The sequence below is a fragment of the Colwellia psychrerythraea 34H genome (assembly GCF_000012325.1).
GTDB lineage: Bacteria > Pseudomonadota > Gammaproteobacteria > Enterobacterales > Alteromonadaceae > Colwellia > Colwellia psychrerythraea_A.
In genome coordinates this window covers 2,858,777-2,883,239 of sequence record NC_003910.7, presented here as the reverse complement: position 1 = coordinate 2,883,239, position 24,463 = coordinate 2,858,777, and the positions used below count along the sequence as shown (strand labels likewise).

23 protein-coding genes are annotated in these 24,463 nt (G+C 38.4%); 17 read left to right on the top strand and 6 right to left on the bottom strand.

Going from position 1 to position 24,463, the window contains the following annotated elements:
• Position 1 precedes the first annotated feature (1 nt).
• Both recD and CPS_RS12330 read left to right on the top strand, forming a co-directional pair.
• The gene (gene recD, locus CPS_RS12335) at positions 2-2,311 is read left to right on the top strand and encodes an exodeoxyribonuclease V subunit alpha (protein WP_011043573.1); all 2,310 of its coding nucleotides are present in this window, start codon (positions 2-4) and stop codon (positions 2,309-2,311) included.
• Positions 2,312-2,414: 103 nt separating this feature from the next.
• Positions 2,415-2,975: a DUF3087 family protein gene (locus CPS_RS12330; RefSeq protein ID WP_011043572.1), complete on the top strand. Its 561-nt coding sequence runs from the start codon at positions 2,415-2,417 to the stop codon at positions 2,973-2,975.
• A gap of 180 nt (positions 2,976-3,155) precedes the next feature.
• Here the strand turns inward: CPS_RS12330 and infA are convergent, their stop codons facing one another.
• The 5 genes from infA to ald all read right to left on the bottom strand — a co-directional run bounded on the left by infA (position 3,156) and on the right by ald (position 7,668).
• Entirely contained in the window at positions 3,156-3,374 is a 219-nt protein-coding gene (infA, locus tag CPS_RS12325; protein ID WP_011043571.1) for a translation initiation factor IF-1, read from the bottom strand.
• 130 nt (positions 3,375-3,504) lie between these two features.
• A complete protein-coding gene (locus CPS_RS12320) occupies positions 3,505-4,266 on the bottom strand; it encodes an arginyltransferase (protein ID WP_011043570.1) in 762 nt (253 codons plus the stop codon).
• Positions 4,267-4,335: 69 nt separating this feature from the next.
• Positions 4,336-5,052 (bottom strand): leucyl/phenylalanyl-tRNA--protein transferase, encoded by a 717-nt coding sequence (aat, locus tag CPS_RS12315; protein ID WP_187148312.1) that lies wholly within the window; start codon positions 5,050-5,052, stop codon positions 4,336-4,338.
• Between the two features lie 89 nt (positions 5,053-5,141).
• Positions 5,142-6,089: a thioredoxin-disulfide reductase gene (trxB, locus tag CPS_RS12310; protein ID WP_011043568.1), complete on the bottom strand. Its 948-nt coding sequence runs from the start codon at positions 6,087-6,089 to the stop codon at positions 5,142-5,144.
• Positions 6,090-6,549: 460 nt separating this feature from the next.
• Entirely contained in the window at positions 6,550-7,668 is a 1,119-nt protein-coding gene (gene ald / locus CPS_RS12305) for an alanine dehydrogenase (RefSeq protein ID WP_011043567.1), read from the bottom strand.
• 176 nt (positions 7,669-7,844) lie between these two features.
• Between ald and lrp the strand changes: the two genes are divergently transcribed.
• The 12 genes from lrp to CPS_RS12250 all read left to right on the top strand — a co-directional run bounded on the left by lrp (position 7,845) and on the right by CPS_RS12250 (position 19,161).
• On the top strand, positions 7,845-8,321 hold the full coding sequence (gene lrp, locus CPS_RS12300; protein ID WP_011043566.1) for a leucine-responsive transcriptional regulator Lrp: 477 nt from the start codon (positions 7,845-7,847) through the stop codon (positions 8,319-8,321).
• Between the two features lie 261 nt (positions 8,322-8,582).
• Positions 8,583-11,222 (top strand): DNA translocase FtsK, encoded by a 2,640-nt coding sequence (locus tag CPS_RS12295; RefSeq protein ID WP_011043565.1) that lies wholly within the window; start codon positions 8,583-8,585, stop codon positions 11,220-11,222.
• A gap of 139 nt (positions 11,223-11,361) precedes the next feature.
• Positions 11,362-12,096: an outer membrane lipoprotein chaperone LolA gene (gene lolA / locus CPS_RS12290; protein WP_011043564.1), complete on the top strand. Its 735-nt coding sequence runs from the start codon at positions 11,362-11,364 to the stop codon at positions 12,094-12,096.
• Positions 12,097-12,247: 151 nt separating this feature from the next.
• Complete coding sequence (locus CPS_RS12285) at positions 12,248-13,615, top strand: replication-associated recombination protein A (protein WP_049758040.1); 1,368 nt, start codon at positions 12,248-12,250, stop codon at positions 13,613-13,615.
• Positions 13,599-14,000, top strand: a complete 402-nt coding sequence (gene crcB / locus CPS_RS12280) for a fluoride efflux transporter CrcB (protein WP_011043562.1) — start codon at positions 13,599-13,601, stop codon at positions 13,998-14,000. The genes CPS_RS12285 and crcB overlap by 17 nt, the downstream gene beginning before the upstream one ends.
• Before the next feature lie 77 nt (positions 14,001-14,077).
• Positions 14,078-15,358 (top strand): serine--tRNA ligase, encoded by a 1,281-nt coding sequence (serS, locus tag CPS_RS12275; protein ID WP_011043561.1) that lies wholly within the window; start codon positions 14,078-14,080, stop codon positions 15,356-15,358.
• Positions 15,359-15,470: 112 nt separating this feature from the next.
• Entirely contained in the window at positions 15,471-15,599 is a 129-nt protein-coding gene (locus CPS_RS24270) for a hypothetical protein (protein WP_011043560.1), read from the top strand.
• Between the two features lie 410 nt (positions 15,600-16,009).
• Positions 16,010-16,411, top strand: coding sequence for a DUF4267 domain-containing protein (locus CPS_RS12270; protein WP_232769163.1), 402 nt, complete (start codon positions 16,010-16,012; stop codon positions 16,409-16,411).
• A gap of 98 nt (positions 16,412-16,509) precedes the next feature.
• Positions 16,510-17,037 (top strand): GNAT family N-acetyltransferase, encoded by a 528-nt coding sequence (locus CPS_RS12265; RefSeq protein WP_011043558.1) that lies wholly within the window; start codon positions 16,510-16,512, stop codon positions 17,035-17,037.
• Between the two features lie 107 nt (positions 17,038-17,144).
• On the top strand, positions 17,145-17,867 hold the full coding sequence (locus CPS_RS12260; RefSeq protein ID WP_011043557.1) for a sterol desaturase family protein: 723 nt from the start codon (positions 17,145-17,147) through the stop codon (positions 17,865-17,867).
• 107 nt (positions 17,868-17,974) lie between these two features.
• On the top strand, positions 17,975-18,415 hold the full coding sequence (locus tag CPS_RS12255) for a hypothetical protein (RefSeq protein WP_011043556.1): 441 nt from the start codon (positions 17,975-17,977) through the stop codon (positions 18,413-18,415).
• Between the two features lie 107 nt (positions 18,416-18,522).
• Positions 18,523-19,161 (top strand): glutathione S-transferase family protein, encoded by a 639-nt coding sequence (locus CPS_RS12250; RefSeq protein WP_041736977.1) that lies wholly within the window; start codon positions 18,523-18,525, stop codon positions 19,159-19,161.
• Between the two features lie 427 nt (positions 19,162-19,588).
• Here CPS_RS12250 and CPS_RS12245 read toward each other — a convergent pair whose 3' ends face one another.
• Complete coding sequence (locus CPS_RS12245; protein WP_011043554.1) at positions 19,589-20,416, bottom strand: AraC family transcriptional regulator; 828 nt, start codon at positions 20,414-20,416, stop codon at positions 19,589-19,591.
• Between the two features lie 367 nt (positions 20,417-20,783).
• On the opposite strand from CPS_RS12245, the gene CPS_RS12240 reads away from it, so the two are divergent.
• The 3 genes from CPS_RS12240 to CPS_RS12230 all read left to right on the top strand — a co-directional run bounded on the left by CPS_RS12240 (position 20,784) and on the right by CPS_RS12230 (position 24,442).
• The gene (locus tag CPS_RS12240) at positions 20,784-21,743 is read left to right on the top strand and encodes an ornithine cyclodeaminase family protein (RefSeq protein ID WP_011043553.1); all 960 of its coding nucleotides are present in this window, start codon (positions 20,784-20,786) and stop codon (positions 21,741-21,743) included.
• 88 nt (positions 21,744-21,831) lie between these two features.
• Positions 21,832-23,109 (top strand): NAD(P)/FAD-dependent oxidoreductase, encoded by a 1,278-nt coding sequence (locus tag CPS_RS12235; protein ID WP_138140280.1) that lies wholly within the window; start codon positions 21,832-21,834, stop codon positions 23,107-23,109.
• Between the two features lie 745 nt (positions 23,110-23,854).
• Entirely contained in the window at positions 23,855-24,442 is a 588-nt protein-coding gene (locus CPS_RS12230) for a hypothetical protein (protein WP_041736975.1), read from the top strand.
• Positions 24,443-24,463 lie beyond the last annotated feature (21 nt).

Below are 24,463 nucleotides of genomic sequence, written 5' to 3'. Positions count from 1 at the left end.
CATGGTTGATAATAGTATGAATAAGCCAGTATACAGCCGTTTTAGCCAAGTAAAAGACACTATCCAAGGTGTTGAAGCGATTGATTATTTCTTTGCTAAAGAAATGCTCAGTCCGTTAACAGCTCTAACAAATAATCAATCACTCACAGAAGATACAGCGGGATCAGGATCTGATACAACGGCTAATATAAGTTGCCAACATAACTTATACCATTTGTTCTTAGCCTTAAGTGCCAGCCTACGCGCAGGGCACAGTTGTTTACCTTTGAGTGAGGTTGCAGATCAACATTGGGGCAAAGGTTTTACCTCCACCAAGAAAAAAAATAATGTAAATAAAGATAATCAGCAAGATAGTGAAGGACTTACTGAGGAACACACTCAAGAGCTCAGTCACGCTGGTTTTGTTTTTGCGCCGTTAACGCAACTGCAAGTGATGTTAAGCGAGCTAAATATTTTAGCATCTGATCAACAATTATTGGTTCTTCAACATGATAAATTATATTTGCGCCGTTATTTTCAGTTTGAAAGTGATTTGGGCGAAGCCATTCATGCGCGGTTACTGCAGCAGTGCCAGTATGATAATGACAGCATTGGTCAGTGTATAGGCAAGTTATTCCCTAATGATTTAGCTCAAGTAGAAGCGCAAGACGTCGAATCATTAGAAATTGATTGGCAAAAAGTCGCGGTAGCGAATGCCATTAATAAAAACTTTAGTGTTATTGCTGGCGGCCCAGGTACAGGTAAAACCTATACCGTTACTAAATTATTAGCCGCTTTGGTTATGTTAGAACAAATGGGGTTAGCAAAAACAGGAAAACAGCAGGCAGAAGTAGCACAGCAAAAACAGCAGGGCACAGCTGTTCTTAATATTGCATTGGTTGCGCCTACGGGGAAAGCAGCACAACGCTTGTCAGAGTCTATTGTGAATGCAATCTCTGGTTTTAAAAATTTGATTGATGACAAAGTGCTCGCTGAAATTCCCACGCAGGCACAAACACTTCATCGCTTATTAGGAGTATTGCCAAACTCACCAAACTTTAGGCACCACCAAGATAATCGCTTACCCTATGATATTGTGCTTATTGACGAAGTGTCTATGGTCGATTTACCTTTAATGACCCGAGTTTTTCGTGCGTTAAAAGACACGGCTAAAGTCATCTTATTAGGTGATGCTGACCAACTACCCTCGGTAGCTGCCGGTAGCGTGTTAGCCGACATAGCGCCTCGTCCACATGGTGGATTTAGTCTTGAGAATGAACAATATTTAGCTCAAGTTTGTCAACTTTTGCCAGCTCAAGTTAGCGATTATTTTTCAGCGCATAGACTACCTAGTCAAAGCGCTGAACAAAGCAGCTTCGATTACTTAACCTTCTTAGTTAAATCAAGACGGTTTGACGGGAAAGGTGGCATTGGTCTGATTGCTAATAGCGTTATAAAAGGGGATGTTAAACGTAGTTGGCGACTGCTTAACGATTCTCTTAGTCAGAGCACTCAAGAAGGTTTCATTCAAGGAGACTATCTTCAAGCAGGCTATCTTCAAGGAGATAAAAGCCAAAAGCAGCAACCGAGCCAGTTAACACTTGCCCAAGGGGATCTTACTACTTGGTTAGCACCGCTAGTGAAGCAATATTATCAACCGATTGAGCATTGTTCTACTGTGAGCGATGCTTTTGTATTATTATCACAATTTAGAGTCTTATGTGCTACTAGACAAGGTGATTATGGGGTTGAGCGACTTAATGAAGTGATCAAAAGCTATTTAGGTAAAAACAACGCACCTTATCAGCAGCATCAGCAAACGCTTTATCATGGTCAGCCTATTATGATAAATGAGAATGACTACCGCTTAGGTTTATATAATGGTGATATAGGTATTATCTGGAAAGTGATCGACCAAGCAGGTAAAACACATCTTATGGCGTGTTTTGAAGATACCACTCTTGAAAGTAAGAGTGCAGAAAGTAAAGTGGATGAGAGTACAGAAACATCACAGCTAACAATCAGACAGATATTACCTTCACGTTTGCCTCAATTTGAAAGTGTTTATGCCATGACCATCCACAAAACCCAAGGTAGTGAGTTCTCTCATGTTGCTATGGTTATTTCAGCTACACAATCTGAGCAGCAGACCTTACAACAAGGTAAGCAACAAGGTGGTAGTAGGTTATTATCTAGAGAATTACTTTATACCGGTATTACTCGGGCGAAAAAGCAGTTAACCATTGCTGCTAATCAACGGGTCTGGCAACAAGGGGTTACGGCACAAGTTAAACGCCATTCAGGTTTATATTTAGATTTTGATAAAGTCTAATATCGCACGCCTAAGTGATAAAACTGATAAGATAGAGCTTTAGCTCAACTTCATTATTTTTTTACCTTCTTTTTTTAGAACAATATAGGATTTTAGTCAGCTCATGCAATTGATTGATATAGATAAAGTACGTTATAGAAAACATTTAAATATTGTTATTGTCGCTTTCATTAGCTCGTTATTAGTGTTGTCTCTGCTTTTTGGCACTGTGCTCATTAGTTTGTTTGCTAATGTAGGAGATGTTAATGATTTTCTACAAACGGCTAATGACGCCGTACAAGCTGAGCCCGACAATAATTTTAGATTTAACCTAGTAGGCGTTGTGCTGGCGCTATTCGTTAATGGTGCAATTTTATATAAAGTTAAAAACAGCGCGTTCTTTACTGAAATTTATTATGTTTGGCAGGTAAAACAAATACAAAACTTAGTGTATCGTAAACTTAAAAAAATCAAACTTGCGGCTAAAAATGGTGAAGAGACAGCAATGATCATCTTATCTTTTTATTATCAAAGCCAATTACAAATCTATAAGCTTGATGATAATACGATTACTTTATCAACGATTGAAAATCATCAACAGCAACTTAATGACCTCATCGCAGAAAGTGGCTTAACTATCAGTGCTGATCAGTTTGATAAAAGCCTAATAGCTACTTATAAGTAGCTGGATATATTCTTCAAACCTTGTATCGAAGTAGGTACAAGGTGTGAGGGACGCGTTTTGAATTGCTATAAGTCAAATTCCAGACAATAAAAAACCAGCATTCTAAAAAGAGTTGCTGGTTTTTTTAATTATTCCGACTTCAGCAATTAATTAAAAAGGAAGTCTAAGTCAGTTACTGGCTTATCTAGCGCGGAAAATAATGCGACCTTTTGATAAGTCGTATGGCGTCAATTCAACAGTTACTTTATCGCCTGTTAAAATACGAATGTAGTTTTTACGCATTTTACCAGAAATATGTGCAGTTACGACGTGACCATTCTCAAGTTCAACTCGGAACATAGTGTTAGGTAAAGTATCTAAAACTGTACCTTGCATTTCAATATTTTCTTCTTTCGCCATGGGGCGCTAAACCTCTAATGTTGTGCAAATTAGCCATTGAATATCTCTGTATTAGGGATATTGTTGGGCGGATAAAAAAGCTGCGCGAATGATGCCTAATTGCTTGGCTAATGTAAAGGCTTGTGGCTATTTATTTAGCAATTTTAGCTTTATTAACACTAGGTTTGGTATTTATAAGCCATTGACCGTCAATAAAGCGCTCAAAGGGGAAATATCGGTCTTTATAATTCATCTTTTGACATTCATCAATCTGATAACCAAGATACAAATAAGGTAAAGACATTTGTTGGGATAAGCTAAGTTGGGTAAGAATTGAGAATACCCCTAATCCATTCGCTTTATAGTCAGGATGATAAAAAGTATAAACGGCAGATAAACCGTTGCTCAAAACATCAGTTACAGCAACGCAGACGAGTTTATCTTCCTTAGGGCCATTTTCCTCATTTGCAGGCGCCCAAGTCTCTATGAAGAGTTGTTGGGTCAAATTACAGCTTAAAAAGCTTTCAAACTGCTGAAAAGAGGCGGGGTACATACTGCCATCTTGATGTAAGGTATTAATATAGTTTTCAAACAGAGGGTAATAGCTATCTTTTAACTGTGAAGATTGTTTAATAATAAAATGACTATTACGTTTCTTCGATCTTTTTTGGCTTTTAGAGGGGAGAAAGTCACTAGTTAATACGCGAATAGACTGACAAGCATTGCAATTAGGGCAGCTTGGTCGGTAACTTTGATCACCACTACGACGAAAACCTTGTGTCATTAACCAGCCATAACTTTCACTGTTATGAAGGCGCTCATCAACAGCAATCAGTAATCGCTCTTGTTGATCGGGTAAATAATTACAGGGAAATGTTTTAGTTATGCCTAATTTATAGGAAGTATCACTCATTGATAATTTGCCAATTGCCTACAACGCCTAATGTTAATTATAACTAATATTACCGAATTAGACCTAAATCTAAATAACCGTTAATGTTCGTGGTTGCCAAAAATCATCTGGCATTGTTTTAGTTAAGGCATGTTGTTGTTTGTGAATAAAAATGTCACGACTAGTTTCTTTCGCGCCCATATCTTCGAGAAAAGGATTAAGTAATTGACAATCAATAAAGTTAATATCAACTGACTTAAGTAATTGTCCTAAAGCAATAAGTGCAAATTTTGACGCATTGCTTTGTTTATAAAACATTGACTCACCAGAAAAGAAACCATTAACGGCGACCCCATATAAACCGCCAACGAGTGCTTTATTATCATGCTCATCGGTATACCATACTTCTATAGAATGGGCATAACCTTGTTGATGTAATGTCAGGTAAGCAGCTTCCATTTCAGGCAAAATCCAGGTGCCATCTGTTCGAAACGGCGCATTGGCGCATAATTGAGTTACTTGGCTAAAATCTTGATTCAACGTGATTTGATAAGGTGATTTGTTGATGGCTTTACGTAAAGTACGATTTATACGTAGTTGATCAATATCTATGATCGCTCTGGGGTTGGGTGACCACCACATTAAGGGGTCGTTATCGCTGTACCATGGAAAAATACCCTGACTGTACGCCGCTATTAATCGCTCTGGTGATAAATCACCACCAAGCGCTAATAAGCCATTGGGTTCAGTTAGGGCACATTCTATCAAGGGAAAGGTCAAACTATTATCATCAAGTTGATATAAAATTTGACCCATTAACATTCCTATCGATAGTATTTAAAGTGAAGCTAATCTCAATGAATACTTATATTCACTGTAAGCTTTACTGCAAAAAATTATAAGGCGTCTAAGTAACGCTCTGAATCTAATGCAGCCATACAACCAGCACCAGCAGAAGTAATTGCTTGACGATAAATATGGTCAGCAACATCACCCGCGGCAAAAACACCTTCAACACTGGTTTGTGTTGCGTTACCTTGCGTGCCACTTTGAATGGTTAAGTAACCGTCTTTCATATCAAGTTGGTCTTTAAATATATCAGTATTTGGCTTATGACCAATGGCAATAAATACACCTGATACTTCAAGTTCTTCAGTGGCATCTGAACCCATTTCTTTTAAACGTAGGCCAGTAACACCCATGTTATCGCCCAAAACTTCGTCTAACGTACGATCAGTGTGTAAAACGATATTACCGTTAGCAACTTTCTCATATAGGCGATCAGTTAAAATCTTTTCACTACGGAAAGTATCACGACGGTGAATTAAATGAACTTCACTCGCAATGTTTGATAAATAAAGTGCTTCTTCAACAGCAGTATTACCACCACCAACAACGGCAACTTTTTGGTTTTTGTAAAAGAAACCATCACAAGTAGCACAAGCTGAAACACCACGTCCCATAAAGGCTTCTTCTGAAGGTAAACCAAGGTATTGTGCTGAAGCACCGGTACAAATAATTAGTGCATCACAGGTGTATTCACTGCTGCCAGTTAATTTATAAGGCTTAGAAGAAAAATCTACTGATTCGATATGATCGAAAATAATTTCAGTATCAAATTTTTCAGCGTGTTTCTGCATACGCTCCATTAATGCTGGACCAGTAAGGTCATCTGCATCGCCTGGCCAGTTTTCGACATCAGTTGTAGTGGTTAATTGACCACCTTGTTGCATACCTGTGATCATTACTGGTTTTAAGTTGGCGCGGGCAGCATAAACTGCAGCAGTATAACCAGCAGGGCCTGAGCCTAAAATTAGTAGGGGACAGTGTCTTACGTCGCTCATGATTTCTCCAAGAAATAGATTACTTTGAAATTGTTACTTATCGTTATTAGTTGGGATGATAAGGAATTAAAACAAGGGGGTAAATAATTACTTCGTTATAAGATACATAAAAAAAAACGCACTTTTGCTAAAGTGTAAGCAAAAGTGCGCTATTTATACCCGTGACCATTCAAAGTGCAGGATTTCAGTGGGAATTAAAATGACTTTAGGCAAGGAAAATAATTTAAGCATAGTCATTCTATGCTTTGATTATTTAACGCAGTATAAAGTTATTTTAAACCCATCGAAGAAGCGCTTGAGCAACATCACTTCATCGTTGCTGTGATTTATAAGGGACAAACCATTATTTCATCACAGCGCCTTGAATTGAAATAGCTCAAGTACTCTGAAACCAGCATCTTGATTAGTTACGGGTATACTATAAAAATTACTTTTACAGTACTCAATATTTATTAAACCCTTACGCGTTTAAAGCAACACTTGGCTCAACATATTCGTAACCTAGTACGTCTGCAACTGGCTTGTAAGTGATTTTACCCGCAGCAACGTTTAAGCCGGCTAGTAAATGCTCATCATCTAACAATGCTTGCTTAGCACCTTTGTTTGCAATAGTAACAGCAAATGGCATTGTTGCATTTGTTAACGCCATAGTTGAAGTACGTGCAACACCACCTGGCATGTTTGCAACACAGTAATGTACAACACCGTCAACTACATAAGTTGGTTCTTGATGCGTAGTAGCTTTTGACGTTTCAAAACAACCACCTTGGTCGATAGCAACATCAACAACAACAGCGCCTTGCTTCATCATTTTGATGTGAGCTCTTGTTACTAATTTAGGTGCAGCAGCACCTGGAATTAATACAGCACCGATAACTAAATCAGCTTCAACAATTAACTGGTCCATTGCATCAGCAGTAGAATAAACAGTTTTTAAACGACCATCGAATTCAGTATCTAATTGACGTAAACGCGGTAAAGAACGGTCTAAAATAGTAACGTCTGCGCCCATACCTACTGCCATACGTGCAGCTTGAGTACCAACAACACCGCCACCAATAACTAATACTTTAGCTGGAGCAACACCTGGAACGCCGCCTAATAAAGCACCTAAACCGCCTTGTGCTTTTTCTAGTGCATGAGCACCAGCTTGAATAGACATACGACCTGCAACTTCAGACATAGGTGCTAATAAAGGTAAACCACCTGAAGCAGCTGTAACTGTTTCATAAGCAATACAGATTGCGCCAGAAGCAACTAATAATTCAGTTTGCTTAGGATCTGGTGCTAAATGTAAGTAAGTAAATAAGATTTGACCTGGACGAAGCATGTTACATTCAACAGGCTGTGGCTCTTTTACTTTAATGATCATATCTGCTGTTGCGAATATTTCCGCAGCGCTATCAATTATTTTTGCACCGGCAGCGATATATTGTTCATTATCAAAGCCAATAGATGCACCACCATTATGTTCAACAATCACTTCGTGACCATTTACTGATAATTCTTTAACACCTGCAGGTGTAAGGCCGATACGGTACTCGTGGTTTTTAATTTCTTTAGGTACACCGATAATCATAATTTTCTCTCTTATATTTACTTATTGTATTTAGTGCAGCTTCATAGTGGAACTTTTTGAAGTGCTTTTGTTTTAGATACGACTAGTATATGAGTAAACTAATAGAATAACCTGTCGTTATTCTGCGGGATGCGATATATAATGCTAAAAAATAGACTTTAGTCAGAGTTATATATATGAGCCTTGTTAAAACCATTGATCGCATTGATAAAAACATTCTTGTTGAACTACAAAAAAATGGTCGTTTATCTAATGTTGAGTTATCTAAACGGGTAGGGTTAAGTCCAACCCCTTGTTTAGAAAGAGTTAAGCGTTTAGAAAAAGAGAAGTACATTAGTGGTTATAAAGCTATTTTGAACCCACATAAACTTGATGCTGCTTTATTAGTGTTTGTTGAGATCACGCTTACTAAAACCAGCCCAGACGTTTTTAATGACTTTGCTGCAGCCGTAGATGGACTTGATGTGATTCAAGAATGTCATCTGGTTTCGGGCGATTTTGATTTTTTACTTAAAACCCGAGTTAAAGATATGCTTGCCTATCGAGAATTGCTCGGTGATACCTTATTAAGGTTGCCAGCGGTAAGTGAGAGTAGAACGTATGTTGTTATGGATGAAATTAAATCAACCAATCTACTTGCCATCAAACGTTAGCACCAAATAATCCAAGCTTTAATCACCACAGCAGTGCTTTACGCTAAATAGAGTAAGTGGTTTTTGTATAGAACTCTGCGTTCTCTGTGGTACTTATTATTACTATCTTGGGTTTAAATGACTCTCGCCGTGGTAAATTTCCCTAGTTGATTGAAATAACATGCGGTAATACTAATTTGTTGCTGCCAACTAAGCGCTAATTTGATACTTTAGCTCTGCTATACGTAATTTTTACGTATTATTTTCCTATGGTACTTATAATTGTCTTCAGATCTTATAAAAAATTCCGATGTTTCGCTTGAAGCATTGACCAATAAACAGCTTACAGGCGTGCAACGTCTACTGGAAGCTGGGTTATTGTTTTTCACTGTTTTTGCCATGTTTATGATGTTGGCCTTATTTAGTTTTGATCCCGCTGATCCAGGTTGGGCGCAAACAGGTTATCAAACACAAGTGCGTAACTTAGGTGGCGCGGTTGGTGCTTACCTTTCTGATTTATTGTTAAACCTTTTTGGTCTTATTGCTTATAGCCTACCTTTTGTTATTGCCATTGTAGGTTGGCTGTTGTTTCAACGTTTTCATGAATTGATGAAACTTGACTATTTGACCTTAGGGCTCAAGCTCATTGGTTTTTTCATGTTCTATCTTGGTGTAACGTCTTTAGCCAGCATGAACTTTGATGATATTTTTTACTTCTCTGCGGGTGGTATTTTAGGTGATGTGCTGAGTAAAACTTTATTGCCATACTTCTCATTTGTTGGCTCTACCTTATTATTCTTACTTTTTACCTGCGCGGGTTTTGTACTATTAACCGGATTTTCATGGCTTAAATTTATAGATAGTGTTGGTCGATACACCATTGAGAGTGCACTTTGGTTAGCGAATTCACCTAAATTGATTAAAATGCACTTTGGTACCAGTGACAACAGCGATGATGATGAACTGGGTATTGCTAAAAGTCGCTTAGGTAAGAATCGTTCAGGCAAAAACAAAGCGAATGTTAAAGATGAACCTTTAACATCTGATGAGTCTCATTCAAAAAAATCACCAGCTGCAAAAGAAGCGACCGATTCTTTACCTTCTGGTATGCATGCTCAAACAGCGATAATTGAATTACCTGAACCTTTCAATGCTGAAAACGAGCAGATAGCGCCGCGCAATATGACTGAAAAAAGCGAACCTTTTATTGATATTGCCGAGCTAATGACTGAATTGTCTGCTGGCAATGTTCAACAGCATGTAAGTGAAAAAGAAATTACCGCTGCTTTTGCTGAAGTTGATAAACCTGACGTTGCTGATGATTTCCAATCTCCAATTCCGGCGCAGTTAGCACCCATTGAACAAAGTATTTCTAATAAAAATGGCCAGGTTAATCTTGTGCCTGTTGAAGAAAAACCTTCTCAAGAAATGCCGTCTATCGATTTACTCGATCGTCCAGATAAAGCAAAAAACCCGATTAACCAAGATGAATTAGACATGGTTAGCCGTTTAGTTGAAGCAAAATTACTCGACTTTGGTGTACAAGCACAAGTAGTTGCTGTTTACCCTGGGCCTGTTATTACACGCTTTGAATTAGATTTAGCACCCGGTATTAAGGTAAATAAAATAACCAGTTTGTCGAAAGATTTAGCCCGAGCTTTATCTGCTATCAGTGTGCGCGTGGTTGAAGTTATCCCGGGTAAATCAGTGATTGGTTTAGAACTACCCAATAAACACCGTGAAATTGTCTACTTAAGTGAAGTTATTGGCTGTGCAGCTTTTGAAGAGTCTCCATCACCACTTGCTATGGTTTTAGGTACAGATATTGCCGGTGATCCTGTAGTGGTCGATTTGGGTAAAATGCCACATTTACTGGTTGCTGGTACTACCGGCTCTGGTAAATCGGTTGGTGTAAACACCATGATTGTCAGTTTGTTATATAAATCAACGCCTGAAGATGTGCGTATGATTATGATTGACCCGAAAATGCTTGAGCTTTCGGTTTATGAAGGTATTCCACATTTATTGGCTGAAGTAGTCACGGATATGAAAGATGCTGCTAATGCCCTGCGCTGGTGTGTTGGTGAAATGGAGCGTCGCTACAAAGTAATGTCAGCGGTAGGTGTACGTAACTTAAAAGGTTACAACAAGAAAGTACTTGAAGCTATTGCTGCCGGTGAGCCATTAATTGACCCAACTTGGCAACCTAATGATGGTATGGACCAAACGCCACCGATGTTAGAGAAATTACCAAGCATTGTTGTAATCGTTGATGAATTTGCCGATATGATGATGATTGTTGGTAAAAAGGTTGAAGAGCTTATTGCCCGTATCGCGCAAAAGGCTCGTGCTGCAGGAATTCACTTAATTCTTGCGACACAGCGTCCTTCTGTAGATGTTATTACCGGCTTGATTAAAGCGAACATACCTACGCGTATGGCGTTTCAGGTATCATCAGGTTTGAACTCTCGTACCATTTTAGATCAACAAGGGGCAGAGCAGTTACTCGGTATGGGTGATATGCTTTATTTACCGCCGGGTACTGGTGTACCAACGCGTGTTCATGGTGCGTTTGTTGATGATCATGAGGTTCATGCGGTCGTAAAAGATTGGAAATCTCGTGGCGAGCCTAACTACGTAGAAGAAATTTTATCGGGTGAACACGACCAAGATATTTTACTACCTGGTGAACAACCAGAAGGTAGTGAAGCTGAAGAAGTTGACGCACTTTATGATGAAGCGGTTAATTTTGTTACTGAAAAACGCCGTGTTTCAATTTCGAGTGTGCAAAGACAATTTAGAATAGGTTATAACCGCTCAGCGCGAATAGTTGAACAAATGGAACTGCAAGGTGTCGTATCTACACCGGGCAATAATGGCGCACGTGAAGTACTCGCGCCGCCACCTGTTCGTGATTTTTAAGTTAGACTTTGAACCTATTCACAGCGTTTAATTTATCCTTAGAATTAGTTCAAGGTAACGTTATCGCTTATTATTTTCCTTGTGTCAGCTAAACGCTGACACAATTTATTTTTTAAAAGTAAATATTAGAAGTAAAACTATGCAAACCAATTTTATAAATCAGTCATTTTTTCGTAAATTCGCTTTGACCAGTATATTACTGCCCGTACTGAGTCTATCTCACTCAATGGCTTATGCTGTCGAAACACCGGTGAACACTGATAATGCAACAGCTACTTTATTGTCACCATCAAACGAAGCAAAAGAACACTTAATGACTAAGCTAGGTAAATTAGCTTTTTTTAGTGCAGATTTCAGCCAAAAAATTCTTGATAGCCAAGGTGAATTATTACAACAAGGTTCGGGAACACTTGCGATTAGCAAGCCCAATCTGGTCAATTGGAAAAACATAACACCGGATGAAACCTTAATTATCAGCGATGGCAATACCTTGTGGTTTTATGACCCGTTCATTGAACAAGCCAGTGCTTATAGTTTAGCTAAATCAATTCACAATACGCCTATTTTGTTGCTAACCAGTGATGAACCTCAACTATGGCAGCAGTATAATGTTATCCAACAGAACGACGTTGCTGCAAGTGGCTTACGTTTTGTCGTGATGCCAAAAGATGAAAGCAGTCAGATTAAAAAGCTCACGCTTACTTTCAGTGAAACTGATAACAATGCTGTGCAGTTAAGTGAATTTTCTTTTCAAGATGCTACAGGGCAAATCAGTCAAATCAGTTTAAGTAAATTTAACAGTAAGACTGAGCCTGCTGCCACGTTATTTAGCTTTAGCTTGCCTGAAGGTGTAAGACTTGAAGACAAACGATAATCCAACGGGTAAGTCACCTTCAGGGCTAGGTCATAATCAAGGGAATAGTGAAGGACAACAAGACTCACTGTTTGACCTTACTCCTGACAATGACGAGGTAACCTCTACCGATAATACTTCAACGCAAGGTAACGCTGCCGCAAGTAGCTTTATGCCGCTTGCTGCAAAAATGCGCCCGAAAACGTTAGCCGATTATGTTGGGCAACAACATATTTTAGGTGGAGACTCTCCTTTAGCTCAATCCATTGAACAAGGTCATTGTCATTCGCTTATCTTTTGGGGGCCGCCAGGTAGTGGTAAAACCACACTCGCTGAAATTATTGCACAACATGCTAATGCCGAAATAGAGCGTGTATCTGCTGTAACTTCAGGTATTAAAGAAATTCGAAGTGCTATTGAGAAAGCAAAATTACGCGCACAAGGCGAGGGCGCTAATAAACGTAGAACCGTGCTATTTGTTGATGAAGTACATCGCTTTAATAAGTCACAGCAAGATGCGTTTTTACCGCACATTGAAGATGGCACCATTATTTTTATTGGTGCAACTACCGAAAATCCGGCATTTGAGTTAAACCAAGCGTTATTGTCACGTGCACGTTTATATACCCTGAAAAAATTAACCCGTGATGATTTAGCCCAAGTATTACAACGCGCAATCTCATTATGTGAAGCTGAACAACAGCTGAGTATCAAGTTAAGTGTTGATGCCAAACAAAGTCTACTTAATCGCAGTGACGGTGATGCGAGACGGTTGCTGAATTTATTAGAAAACTGTCTCGATAGTTCCGTTACAACACATGAAAACAAGCAAGATGATCAGCACGGTGAACAGGGTGTAAGCGGTGATATTAAAACGGTCACCGTTGAACTAATCGCCCAAGTTGCCGGTAGCAAAATTGCCCTTTACGATAAAGGCGGCGATGCCTTTTATGATTTAATTAGTGCTTTTCATAAATCGGTGCGTGGCTCTAGCCCTGATGCCGCGCTTTATTGGTATGCAAGAATTTTAACCGCGGGTGGCGATGCACTTTATGTCGCAAGACGTTTACTTGCCATTGCCAGTGAAGATATAGGTAATGCAGATCCGCGCGCTATGCAACTTGCCATTAACGCTTGGGATACTTTTCATAGAGTTGGTCCAAGCGAAGGTGAACGTGCTATTGCGCAAGCAACGGTATACATGGCACTAGCACCTAAAAGCAATGCGGTTTATCAAGCGTTTAATAAAGCAAAAATATTAGCTCAACAAACGTGTGATTTAGATGTTCCACTTCATTTAAAAAATGCCACCAGCAGTATTACCAAAGACCTTGGTCATGGTAGTGAATATCGCTATGCCCATGATGAAGTTAATGCGTTTGCCGCAGGTGAGAACTATTTTCCAGAAGCGTTAGCTAAAGGTGATAGTTCGCATACTCGTTTGTATCAGCCAACTGAACGTGGCTTAGAGAAAAAATTAAAAGAAAAGCTCGATTACTTAAACCAGCTTGACAGGAATAGCCATGACCAACGCTATTAGTAACTTTACAATATACGCCTTTGTAGCCCTTGGTGGCGCTTGTGGGGCAAGTTTGCGCTTCTATATTTCGCAATTAGTGCTAAATTGGCTCGGAAAAGGTTTCCCTTTTGCCACATTGATGGTTAATATCATCGGCTCATTTACTATGGGTTTGTTATATCAACTAATAGAGCATGAAATCCTCAATGTTAGTGTGCATAGAACCTTAATAGGAATAGGATTTTTAGGTGCATTTACCACCTTTTCTACATTTTCATTAGACTCCTTGTTACTATTACAACAAGGCGACGTGTTAAAGGCGGCGATAAATATTTTACTGAATGTTTCACTGTGTATTGCTGCTGCAGCATTGGGAATGTTTATGGTAACCACTTTAACAAAATAACCGCTGATTATTTAATCGCGGCGTAGAATATACGTAAAATAATTTTAATAACTTCATTAACAAGAATGTGAACAATTATGCTTGATGCAAAACTACTTAGAACTGATTTAGATAATATCGCTCAACAACTTACCAAACGTAACTTTGTATTAGATACAGAGGCGTTAAGTGCATTAGAAGAGCTACGTAAAGCTATCCAAGTGAAAACTCAAGAGCTGCAAAATGAACGAAATACTCGTTCAAAGTCTATTGGCCAAGCTAAAGCACGTGGCGAAGACATTGCACCATTACTTGCTCATGTAAGCCAGCTAGGTAATGACCTTGATGCTGCTAAAACAGAGCAAGACGAAGTTTTAGCTAAAATTGATGCCATTGCTAGTGCTATTCCTAACCTTCTTGATGACTCTGTTCCAGAAGGTAAAGATGAAGATGACAACGTTGAAGTAAAACGTTGGGGCACGCCACGTGAATTCGATTTTGAAGTAAAAGATCACGTAGACTTAGGTTTTTCAGTAGATAAAGGCCTAGACTTTGAAAGTGGCGCTAAACTAGCTGGCACTCGTTTTGTCGTTATGCGTGGCAAAATAGCGCGATTACATCGTGCTATTGCTCAGTTCATGCTTGATACCCATACCGAAGAACATGGTTACCAAGAAATGTACGTACCATACTTAGTTAATGCAGCGTCATTATACGGTACAGGCCAATTACCAAAATTTGGTGAAGACTTATTTCACACGGACTTATCAAATAAAAAATTCTCATTGATCCCAACATCAGAAGTACCGTTAACTAACTTAGTACGTGATGAAATTGTCGATGAAGATGACTTGCCAATCAAAATGACAGCACATACACCGTGTTTCAGAAGTGAAGCTGGCTCTGGTGGTCGTGATATTCGTGGGCTTATTCGCCAACATCAATTCGATAAAGTTGAAATGGTACAAATTGTTAAGCCTGAAACCTCAATGACTGCGCTTGATGAATTAACTCGTCACGCTGAAATCATTCTTGAGAAACTTGAATTACCTTACCGTACTGTACAATTATGTAGTGGTGATGTTGGTTTTAGTGCCGCCAAAACCTTTGATTTAGAAGTATGGTTGCCTGCACAAGATACTTATCGTGAAATTTCATCGTGTTCAAATATGGGTGCTTTCCAAGCTCGCCGTATGCAAGCACGCTTTAGAAATAATGAAACGAACAAACCAGAATTGTTACACACACTTAATGGCTCTGGTTTAGCGGTAGGGCGTACCTTGGTTGCTATTTTAGAAAACTACCAGCAAGCAGATGGAAGCATTAATGTTCCAACGGTATTGCAACCTTACATGGGTGGTTTAACTAACATAGGTTAATCACCTTGTAGTTAAGATGTATTAGTATTTTGATAAACGCGACTTAGGCAACTAAGCCGCGTTTTTTGATCTAGACAAAGGGCGTGAACTCGGACGATTATGCGCCAAGTTCATGGATAAGAAAGATAGTGTGTTAGAGCAAGCTCGATTTGCTGCCGATAATAGTGATTGGCAAGGTTACACGCTCGCTGGTAAAGCTGTTGTAACTCGTCATTACCAATGGAAAATAGAAAAAGCATAATAGTCTTAGGCTAAAGCTCAAAGTCACCCAAAATTAGGCTTTAGTCTCATTTAGGTGTAAACCTGCAAACATGAACAACTCAAGAAAACCTCAACAGAGCCTTTAGCTAGAAAACAGGATTTAGCGCAAATCAAAAACACTCAAATAGTAATTTTTAGGCTTTAGTTAGTCGACTGCCAGAATGGCAAAGATGCTTTTACTTGGAGTTCTGTATGATTTTTCGAGGTGTGTTACTGATACGTTTTAGTAACACGCTTTAATATACATGTGATTTAACATTACTAGTTTCTAATGCTTTGAAAGTATGGGATATTAATGTAAATTAAATGTTGTTTATGGTGCGTGTGTTACTAATACGTATACATAATAAGCTGTTAGGCTTTTCTATAATTCAGGTGAATATGGATATTATGACGAATAAAAGTACTAAATTAGAAAAAGTAGGGTTTGTGTTAGTAGCACTCATAGTTTTGTTACAGGGTTTCTATGGTACTTTTGCTTTCATTGACCCAACCATATTTTCTGCCATCAGAGGCACTGAACTTTTTTCGAGTATGGACGCTGATTGGGTGAAAATATATGGATCGCGTACAATCTTCATTACCTTAATTTTTGGTTATCTTTTATATACTCGAAATTATATTGTTTTAATGTGGGGCGCATTATTTGCAGTTGTTATGCCAATTACCGATGGTTTACTTGCATATGAAGCTCAAGCACCACTTAAGGTTGTGGCTAAGCATGTTGTGACAATTGTGTACTTATTAATTATATTCTTTGTATTAAAAAAGGTTATTGCCCAAAAAGCCTAACAAGGCAATAAAGCAGGACAAAAAACAGTTGGTTTTTGCTCCTTTGTTGCTTATTTTACCAACTATTTTTTGCCTCTTATTAAGCCTAAGGAAGTATCGTGCAACTGGCCGATGGAAGAATTAAGTTATTACCATTTGATAAATCAGATTTTGAGCTATTTTTAGAAATATCTACTTGCCCAAATATTATGAGGCACGTTTCTAGGCCTTTTACTTATGAAGAAGCAAAATCAGCTTTCGAAGTTAGGTCTCGACCTTGGAGTATTGAAAGTGAAGAATGGCTTTCACTATGCATAACTGAAATAGAAAGTGGTGAAAAACTTGGTAGTATTGCGCTTAAAATAGTGAACCATGAGGCAAAGATTGCTGAAGTCGGCTTCATCATAAGGAAAAGTGCCCAAGGAAGAGGCATTGCTAATAGTGCATTAAAGCTCCTCAAAGAGTATTCGTTCAGCGAATTAACACTTAATAAGTTAGTCGCATTTTGTTCCGTTCATAATGCTGGTTCATATAAGTTACTCGAAAAGCAGGACTTTGTCCGTGAAGGTTGCTTTAAAGAAAATACCTTTATGAATAATCAATATATAGATGATTATGCATATGGTTTGTGCAAGTCAGCTTTATAACAAGCTAATTAATAAGGATAAAAAACAGTTGGCTGTTTTCGTCCCTCAACACTTTAGCCAACAATTTTTGCCCGTAATTAGGGCGTTATATTTTTAGGAGAGTATGGATGCTTCCAACTATCATGATCATATTTTGTGGTTGTTTTATCCTTGAAAGGATAATTCCCGGTTGGCCTTTACCAAATATTAAAACATGGCCTATTCGTGTATTATTAATTAATGCAGTTCAAATAGGGATTGTATTATTGGCAGGGATTTCATGGGAACTATGGCTTTCATCTTGGTCAGTTTTTAACTTATCAGAACTGATTTCTCCTACTTTAGGTGGGTTTATAGCTTATTTTATTGCTACTTTTCTTTTTTATTGGTGGCATAGATGGCGTCATGAGTTTGATTCATTATGGATCGGCTTCCACCAAATTCACCATAGTCCAAGAAGATTAGAAGTTATTACGTCATTCTATAAGCACCCTGGTGAAATGATTGTTAATTCACTTCTAGGTAGCTTATTAGTTTATACATTACTTGGGCTTTCATTAGAAGCTGCAGCAATTTACACTTTTTGTACTGCGATTGGTGAGTTCTTTTATCATACCAATGTCAAAACACCTCGCTGGGTTGGTTATATCTTTCAACGTCCAGAAATGCATCGAATACACCACCAATCTGGACGCCATAAAAATAACTATGGCGATATTGTTTGGTGGGATATGCTTTTTGGTACTTATGAAAACCCCAAAGAGTGGATACATTCCTGTGGCTTTACACCAGAAAGAGAAGAGCGCTTAGTTGATATGCTTGCATATAAAGATGTGCATAAAAAAATATAACAAGTTACTCAAATGGTTGCTAAACAGTTGGCTAGCACTCGTTACTCAAACATTTAGCCAACTATAATTTCCGCTTATTGCGGCGTTATATCGCGCAAGGAGGTTCGGTGAATATCATCAATAATATTGAAAATTCCTTTTATCCAGAAATCTATTCTCAAATACTTCCTAGGAGTGATAATTTGAGTTTAAGTCTATTCAAAAAGGATGGTTTAGCTAGATACGTTTTAGCTGTTAAAAATTTTGACTCAAACTTAGATATTAAAACTCAAATTGCAAACGCTCGTAAATCTATTAGGCAACAAACTTCAGCTATGTGGTTGTTTAAGGAAGTTGGCGCATATATTGTTTTTGTTTGCGATGAAGTTCCTGATTTAACAAAGTCTCAATTGGAAATAGATCGTTTTGGATTTCATGCGGTTATTGTTCAAGGTGTTCATTTAGTTTCAAAGTCAGGTGCTCATTTATTCAATCATAGTAAATGGTTAAATAAATCATTTGGTGGCACTGAGAGTATTGCTTCGATGTTAGTTAATAGTGCAATATAACAAGCAGTTAAAGCAGAACCTTTTACTGTTATCGCTACACAATTTAAGCAAACTAATTAAAAGCCTCTTAACCTTGGCGTTATAAGCAACATCAAATGGAGAGTTCGTTGTACCAATTATATTATTATCCTTTAAATGCCAGTATGGCTCCTCACTTTATTCTGGAAGAACTAAATGTAGATTTTGAATTAATCATTGTAGATAGAAAAAGCAATGCTCAAAAGTCGCCTAATTATTTAGCTCTGAATCCAGCAGGAAGAATTCCAACTTTAGTTGATGATGGTCTGGCTATTTTTGAAAGCCCAGCGATCTGTATCCATCTAGCAGAAAATCACCCTTCTTCAAATTTAATACCTAAAGTAGGTGAGAAAAATAGAGCATTGTTTTTCCAATGGCTGATGTATTTAACAAATACGGTTCAAGCAGAATTGATGGTATGTTTTTACCCTCAAAAACATACCACAAATGTTAAAACTGTTGATAATATTATTGAAGCACAAGAGGTCCGAATAACAGAAATGTTTAATCTTCTAGACCGCGAACTTGAAAATAAAGACTTTCTCGTTGGCAACTCTATTAGTGTCTGTGATTATTTTTTATTCATGTTAGCTGTTTGGGCAGATGAATTTAAGAAACCACCTTTAGGATTTAGTAATTTATCAAGATACCTTCGTAAATTAGCGAAGCGTGATGCAATAATTAATGTTTGTAAAAAAGAAAATTTGAGTCTATCAGACTATCAGTAGGTTGCTTATAACAAGCCATTAAGCAGGGAATATGAAGTTCCCCCGTTTTAGTGGCACCTGGTACTAAAGCAGCCTTCACATCCATTTATTATTGGAAGCAAAGTTCTTCTAGGTATCTAACAGTTAAGTCACTCGTTTGATATAACACTATTCAAATTTAATCAGTGGTGACACTCTTCAGGAAAAGAAGGAATAGGCAATTACAAAAATAAAAATTCCTCAGCCAGTTACATAACTGATGCATATAAATTTTCTTTATAGATTACACATAACCCAATGTCAACTCGACTAATTTAGTATCAATTAGTTATGTCCATATAATGAAATAACTCCCAATCTTCAATTCATAATTTCTAGTCATAAAATAAGTTTGGTAAAATCCCCAAAGATTGAACAGCATCATGAACTTTACTCATTAATAGCTGCTCTATTTCCTAATTGAAGCGTGATTAGCATTCAAACCCAGCTGAAATAATGTCCGTGTTTGGCCTGGAGGCTGCTGGTAATACTTTTTATAAGCGCGGGAAAAGCTCGATACATCGGAAAAACCCAGTTCAGAAGCTAATGCTGATAAAGGAATCTTGCTATTAAGTAGCAAAAATTTGGCTCGCTGCATTCGTCGTCTCATTACATATTTTTGAGGAGACACCCCAAATTGTTGCTGACAAATACAGTAAAAATGACTTTCACTTAAATGTAAAAGATTGGCTAACTCAGTGTTGTTCGGGGGTCTAGCTAACCGCTGGTCTATAATATCATTTAGCCGAGTTGCTTCTATTCTCTGGTTGATAGCAGAGCTTTTTATCTCAGGTGAGTACATTTGAGATAACTGAGTCATGAATAGTGAGACTAACTGGCAATTTAGCTGGGGCGTAGCAGTTTTTTTGTCTAATAATAATTGATTTGCTGAATATTCTAATAGTGGTAGCATTTCAGGTGCTAAGGAAACAAAGTGAGGTTGTTTAAATAAGGTTTCACTGAAAGAAAGGTTGCAGGCTTGCTCCATAGCTTGGATATAGGGATCTTCCAGTACTACATCAATGACTAATAATTCACTGTTATTATTTAACCCTCTGAACAAGTGCTCAGCGGCATTGGGCACTATGCCGACAAGACCATTATTAAGTCTGCCTGAACCCTTACTAAATTCACACTCAATTTCACCACGCCAACCAATTAGAATCTGAGGAAAATCATGTCTATGCTCACCGCTATCTTGGGCTATCAAGTTACGACGAGCTCGGCTATTTATCATGGCAGTCTCTATTCATATCAGAGATTAGGGAAAATTTAACAGTCTGGCGCAAATAGTTTGAGCCACAGGCGCTTATTTCATTACATTCATATCATATTATCAATAAGTGAGTCGACTGTGCAACCAAAGCTCAGAAAGTACTGAATTAAAAGGCCTGATCGGGATCATTCATTTTATAGTTAAACTAATTTGAACATTCAAGTGGTGTTTATACCAAAGGGATTAAGTTATTGGTATGAGCATCGCTTAGCTAGTTAAAGCTAGAAAAGATTAATAGTTTGGGTATAAAACTTCATAGCCTGAGTCATAGAAGCAATTTTTATTGCTGTTAATATTATGCCAATACTATTTATTAAGAGAACCTCTTATGCAACTCAATGCAACCCAACTTCAAGCTGCTTTACCTTGGGATTCCCTAATTGAAGCTTTAAAAGACATATTTGTTCGTGAAGTATGTTCGCCAGTTCGCCACCATCACAGCATAAATGTACCAGATAAGTTAAGTGCAACCTTGCTTTTAATGCCCGCATGGCTAGAAGGGGAATACCTTGGAATAAAGCAAGTTAATGTTTTCCCCAGTAATAACGTCAGTAATATACCTGCTCTTAGTAGCCATTACATGTTGAGTTGTGGCAAAACAGGTCAACCATTGATGCAACTCGATGGAAATGAACTGACGGCGCGACGGACTGCTGCAGCTTCAGCACTGGCCTCAGCTTATTTATCTCGTGAAGATGCTCGTGTAATGCTCATGGTAGGATCAGGGCGAATGGCGCGGCGTTTAATCACTGCCCACATGAGCGTGCGACCTATTAAAATCGTACAAGTGTGGGATCGTAAGGAGGAAAAAGCACAGACATTAGTAACTGAGCTCAAAGAAAGTGGTATAAATGCTGAAGTGTGTAAACCAGATAACCTGCAAGCAGCAGCCCAGCAGGCAGACATTATTAGCTGCGCTACTATGGCAACCAGTCCATTAATTTTAGGTAAGTGGCTAAAACCAGGAGCACACCTCGACTTAGTGGGTAGCTTCACTCCAACAATGAGAGAAACAGATAATGCGGCTATGCAACTGTGTTCGGTGTTTGTTGATACTCGTGCAGGCGCATTATCTGAAACGGGTGATTTAATTATCCCAATTCGAGATGGGGCGATTACTCAAGAGAAAATTATCGCAGAATTTACTCAACTGTGCAGCGGAGAGCATCGAGGTAGAGCCGATTTAGCCAATCCTGATAATAGCATTACCTTATTTAAATCTGTCGGCGATTCCCGTGAAGATTTAGCAGCAGCAATACTCGCATTTGAACAGTGTAATCAACGCTAAGCGAGTGGTTTAAGGTGTTTGTGATTAAGGTAAATTTGTTATGCGAGCTAACGGCTACGTTATGCGCAAAAAAGGGAGGAGATTTTGAATGGTGTTAGTAGACTCTAACAATAAAATGGCTCCATGCTCGCAAACTGTCGCGGTTGTTGGCGCTGGGGTAGTAGGACTTTGTACCGCCCTTGAAGCACAACGAAATGGCTTTCAAGTAACTCTAATCGACAGGGATGAGCCAGGATTAGGCGCATCATTTGGTAATGCAGGGTATTTAGCAACTGAATTGATTGATCCCTTATCAACCTCAAAAACTCTTTATTCAGCACTCTCTATGTGGATTAACCCGCATGGACCATTATCAATACCATTTGGCTATATTCATAGAATCATGCCCTGGTTAAGTCGCTTTATTGTCGCAGCGCATCCAAAAACGGTTTCTTATGGACGTACGGCATTACAGCAACTTAATCAAGCGGCGATCCCCGCATGGAAGCGTTGTTTGGCGAATATAGGTGCTACTGATCAACTAGTACAGTCGGGTTATTTGCTGGTATGGGAATCCGAAGATAAGCTAGAAGATGCTAAGGCACATGCAGCTCATATGGGCCAATGGGGAATTAAAACAGAACTAGTACAAGGCAAGCGACTAAAGCAACTTGAGCCGGAGATCGCTGAAAATATCAATCATGCATTGTACTTTCCCCAAGCCTATCGGGTAAAAGAACCTTATGAGTTAACAAACATTTTATTTTCAGCTTTTGAGGCTAATGGCGGTACTTTTATTCAGAAAGCAGTTGATGGCATTGTGCCTAATACCAATAAAGTTCTTATTCAAACGAAAATGGCGACAATTGAATTTGATTACGCCATCATCTGTACTGGCGCTTGGAGCAAAAAGTTGTTACAGCTGGTAGGATTAGAAGTACCGTTGGAAGCTGAGCGTGGATATCATCTCACTATAGATGCAAAAGATATTAAACTTAATCATCCCATAGGGTCTGCTGAGCGTCGCTTTGTTATGTGCCCACTCGATTCAGGGTTACGAGTCGTTGGTATGACCGAACTCGGCGGTTTACAACGTAAACCTGTTAAACGGCGCTTTGATTCCCTACGACATCATAGTCGTCAGCTGTTATCAAGGCTTAATGATCCGGCTTTAGTGGTGAGTGAATGGGCAGGTTATCGATCTACTCTACCTGATTCGTTGCCAATAATTGACAAACATCCACACTATGACCGCCTGCTTTTTGCCTTTGGCAATCAACATCTAGGACTTACTCAGGCAGCGGTCAGTGCAGAACTGGTGGTGAGCTTGATGACGAGTAGTTCTCAATTTGTCAATCTGGAACCGTTTCGAGTCGATAGATTTTAAATCTAACAGCGAAGCAAAGATGTCTTAAGCACCTCATTTCCTCCAGAGTAAGGCGTAACAATAGGAAGAGCTAAAACAACAATAACAAGACCATCAGAAAACGATCTATCAACTGAAGTAAGCACTAAAATGATGGAAAATATTCATCAACACGAAGAGTAAGTCAACTTGGTTTTGCTTGCTATGATTGGAATAAGAGCTACCACAATGGAGGTGGAGCAGCCACGTTGATAATAGTAGAAGTACAATGATGGTAGCTTCAGAAAAAGCTAACGAAAGTCAAGATAGAGTCGTTTTGTACTAGTTAAGATCTTCCATAATTCAGTGAGTTGACTTATGTCTCTGGTTTTTATTTTATATAAAGTTATTAATTATCAATATCTTAAAATATACTGAAGCTCCTGTTTTTAATTGAAATAGGTAACCTTTAGCTAATTTAAAAATAATCTTTCTATGGCGATCAGGGGGCGTTAGCGAGATAGAAAAATACTACTAATGTCAGCTATCCTTGAAGATAGTGGACATGAAAATGGAGGTAATTGTTCAAATGATTTAGACCGCTTAGTGGCAAATAGTGACGTTTTAGTGATATTACTTAAGCAATAAATGTGTAAGTAAAGATGCTAGACATGCGCTACAAATAAGGCCGTAACGCTGGCTACTTATTATCCAAGTAATTGGTTTAATGGTTTTTATTCGGTTGTCAAAAGTCATTGTTAGGGCGTTATGCTACAAGGAAAGTTCAGTGTTTAAAATAATAATAATAGTAATGGTATTCGGGTTTTTTACTACTTCGTGCGTAACTGTCGCACCAATTGTGAATCCTCATAGTGAAATTAGTATCTACGGAGTCGAGTCATTACCTCCCCAAAATGGAGATTGGATCGTTATGGCAGCATCAGGTTATCAGATGTCACTTGTGAGTCACGCCACTAATAAAAATGAATCACTTGTTGCAAACATATCTATTCATCAATTACCTGAATTTTCTTCAAATGAAGAGTTTCTTGAATATATTATTAACTATCGAGCCTCGGAACCGAATATTGGAAGGTTTGAAATTCAAAAAAACACAGCAGATATATCATCACACAACGGTGCTATTTGTATCAAATATCACTCCATTTCAAAAGATATGAAAGCAAAAATTCAGGGTGGAAATACAGCCGTTATGTTATTGGAAAATATTGGTTATAACTGCATACACCCAGAAAAGAGCACAGTTGGTGTAAACATGGAATATTCACTTCGTCATTTTGCAGAAACAAATTATTCATCATTTGAAAAAAATGGTAATGCGTTTTTTTACAATGTAAATTTCACCCCGTTTTAGTAGTATAACAAGTGACTATGG

Excerpts from the sequence above, each read along its gene's own strand:
- recD (WP_011043573.1), top strand. The coding sequence starts at position 2 with ATGGTTGATAATAGTATGAATAAGCCAGTATACAGCCGTTTTAGCCAA.
- CPS_RS12330 (WP_011043572.1), top strand. The coding sequence starts at position 2,415 with ATGCAATTGATTGATATAGATAAAGTACGTTATAGAAAACATTTAAAT.
- infA (WP_011043571.1), bottom strand. The coding sequence starts at position 3,374 with ATGGCGAAAGAAGAAAATATTGAAATGCAAGGTACAGTTTTAGATACT.
- CPS_RS12320 (WP_011043570.1), bottom strand. The coding sequence starts at position 4,266 with ATGAGTGATACTTCCTATAAATTAGGCATAACTAAAACATTTCCCTGT.
- trxB (WP_011043568.1), bottom strand. The coding sequence starts at position 6,089 with ATGAGCGACGTAAGACACTGTCCCCTACTAATTTTAGGCTCAGGCCCT.
- ald (WP_011043567.1), bottom strand. The coding sequence starts at position 7,668 with ATGATTATCGGTGTACCTAAAGAAATTAAAAACCACGAGTACCGTATC.
- lrp (WP_011043566.1), top strand. The coding sequence starts at position 7,845 with ATGAGCCTTGTTAAAACCATTGATCGCATTGATAAAAACATTCTTGTT.
- lolA (WP_011043564.1), top strand. The coding sequence starts at position 11,362 with ATGCAAACCAATTTTATAAATCAGTCATTTTTTCGTAAATTCGCTTTG.
- CPS_RS12285 (WP_049758040.1), top strand. The coding sequence starts at position 12,248 with ATGCCGCTTGCTGCAAAAATGCGCCCGAAAACGTTAGCCGATTATGTT.
- crcB (WP_011043562.1), top strand. The coding sequence starts at position 13,599 with ATGACCAACGCTATTAGTAACTTTACAATATACGCCTTTGTAGCCCTT.
- serS (WP_011043561.1), top strand. The coding sequence starts at position 14,078 with ATGCTTGATGCAAAACTACTTAGAACTGATTTAGATAATATCGCTCAA.
- CPS_RS24270 (WP_011043560.1), top strand. The coding sequence starts at position 15,471 with ATGGATAAGAAAGATAGTGTGTTAGAGCAAGCTCGATTTGCTGCCGAT.
- CPS_RS12270 (WP_232769163.1), top strand. The coding sequence starts at position 16,010 with ATGACGAATAAAAGTACTAAATTAGAAAAAGTAGGGTTTGTGTTAGTA.
- CPS_RS12260 (WP_011043557.1), top strand. The coding sequence starts at position 17,145 with ATGCTTCCAACTATCATGATCATATTTTGTGGTTGTTTTATCCTTGAA.
- CPS_RS12245 (WP_011043554.1), bottom strand. The coding sequence starts at position 20,416 with ATGATAAATAGCCGAGCTCGTCGTAACTTGATAGCCCAAGATAGCGGT.
- CPS_RS12240 (WP_011043553.1), top strand. The coding sequence starts at position 20,784 with ATGCAACTCAATGCAACCCAACTTCAAGCTGCTTTACCTTGGGATTCC.
- CPS_RS12235 (WP_138140280.1), top strand. The coding sequence starts at position 21,832 with ATGGTGTTAGTAGACTCTAACAATAAAATGGCTCCATGCTCGCAAACT.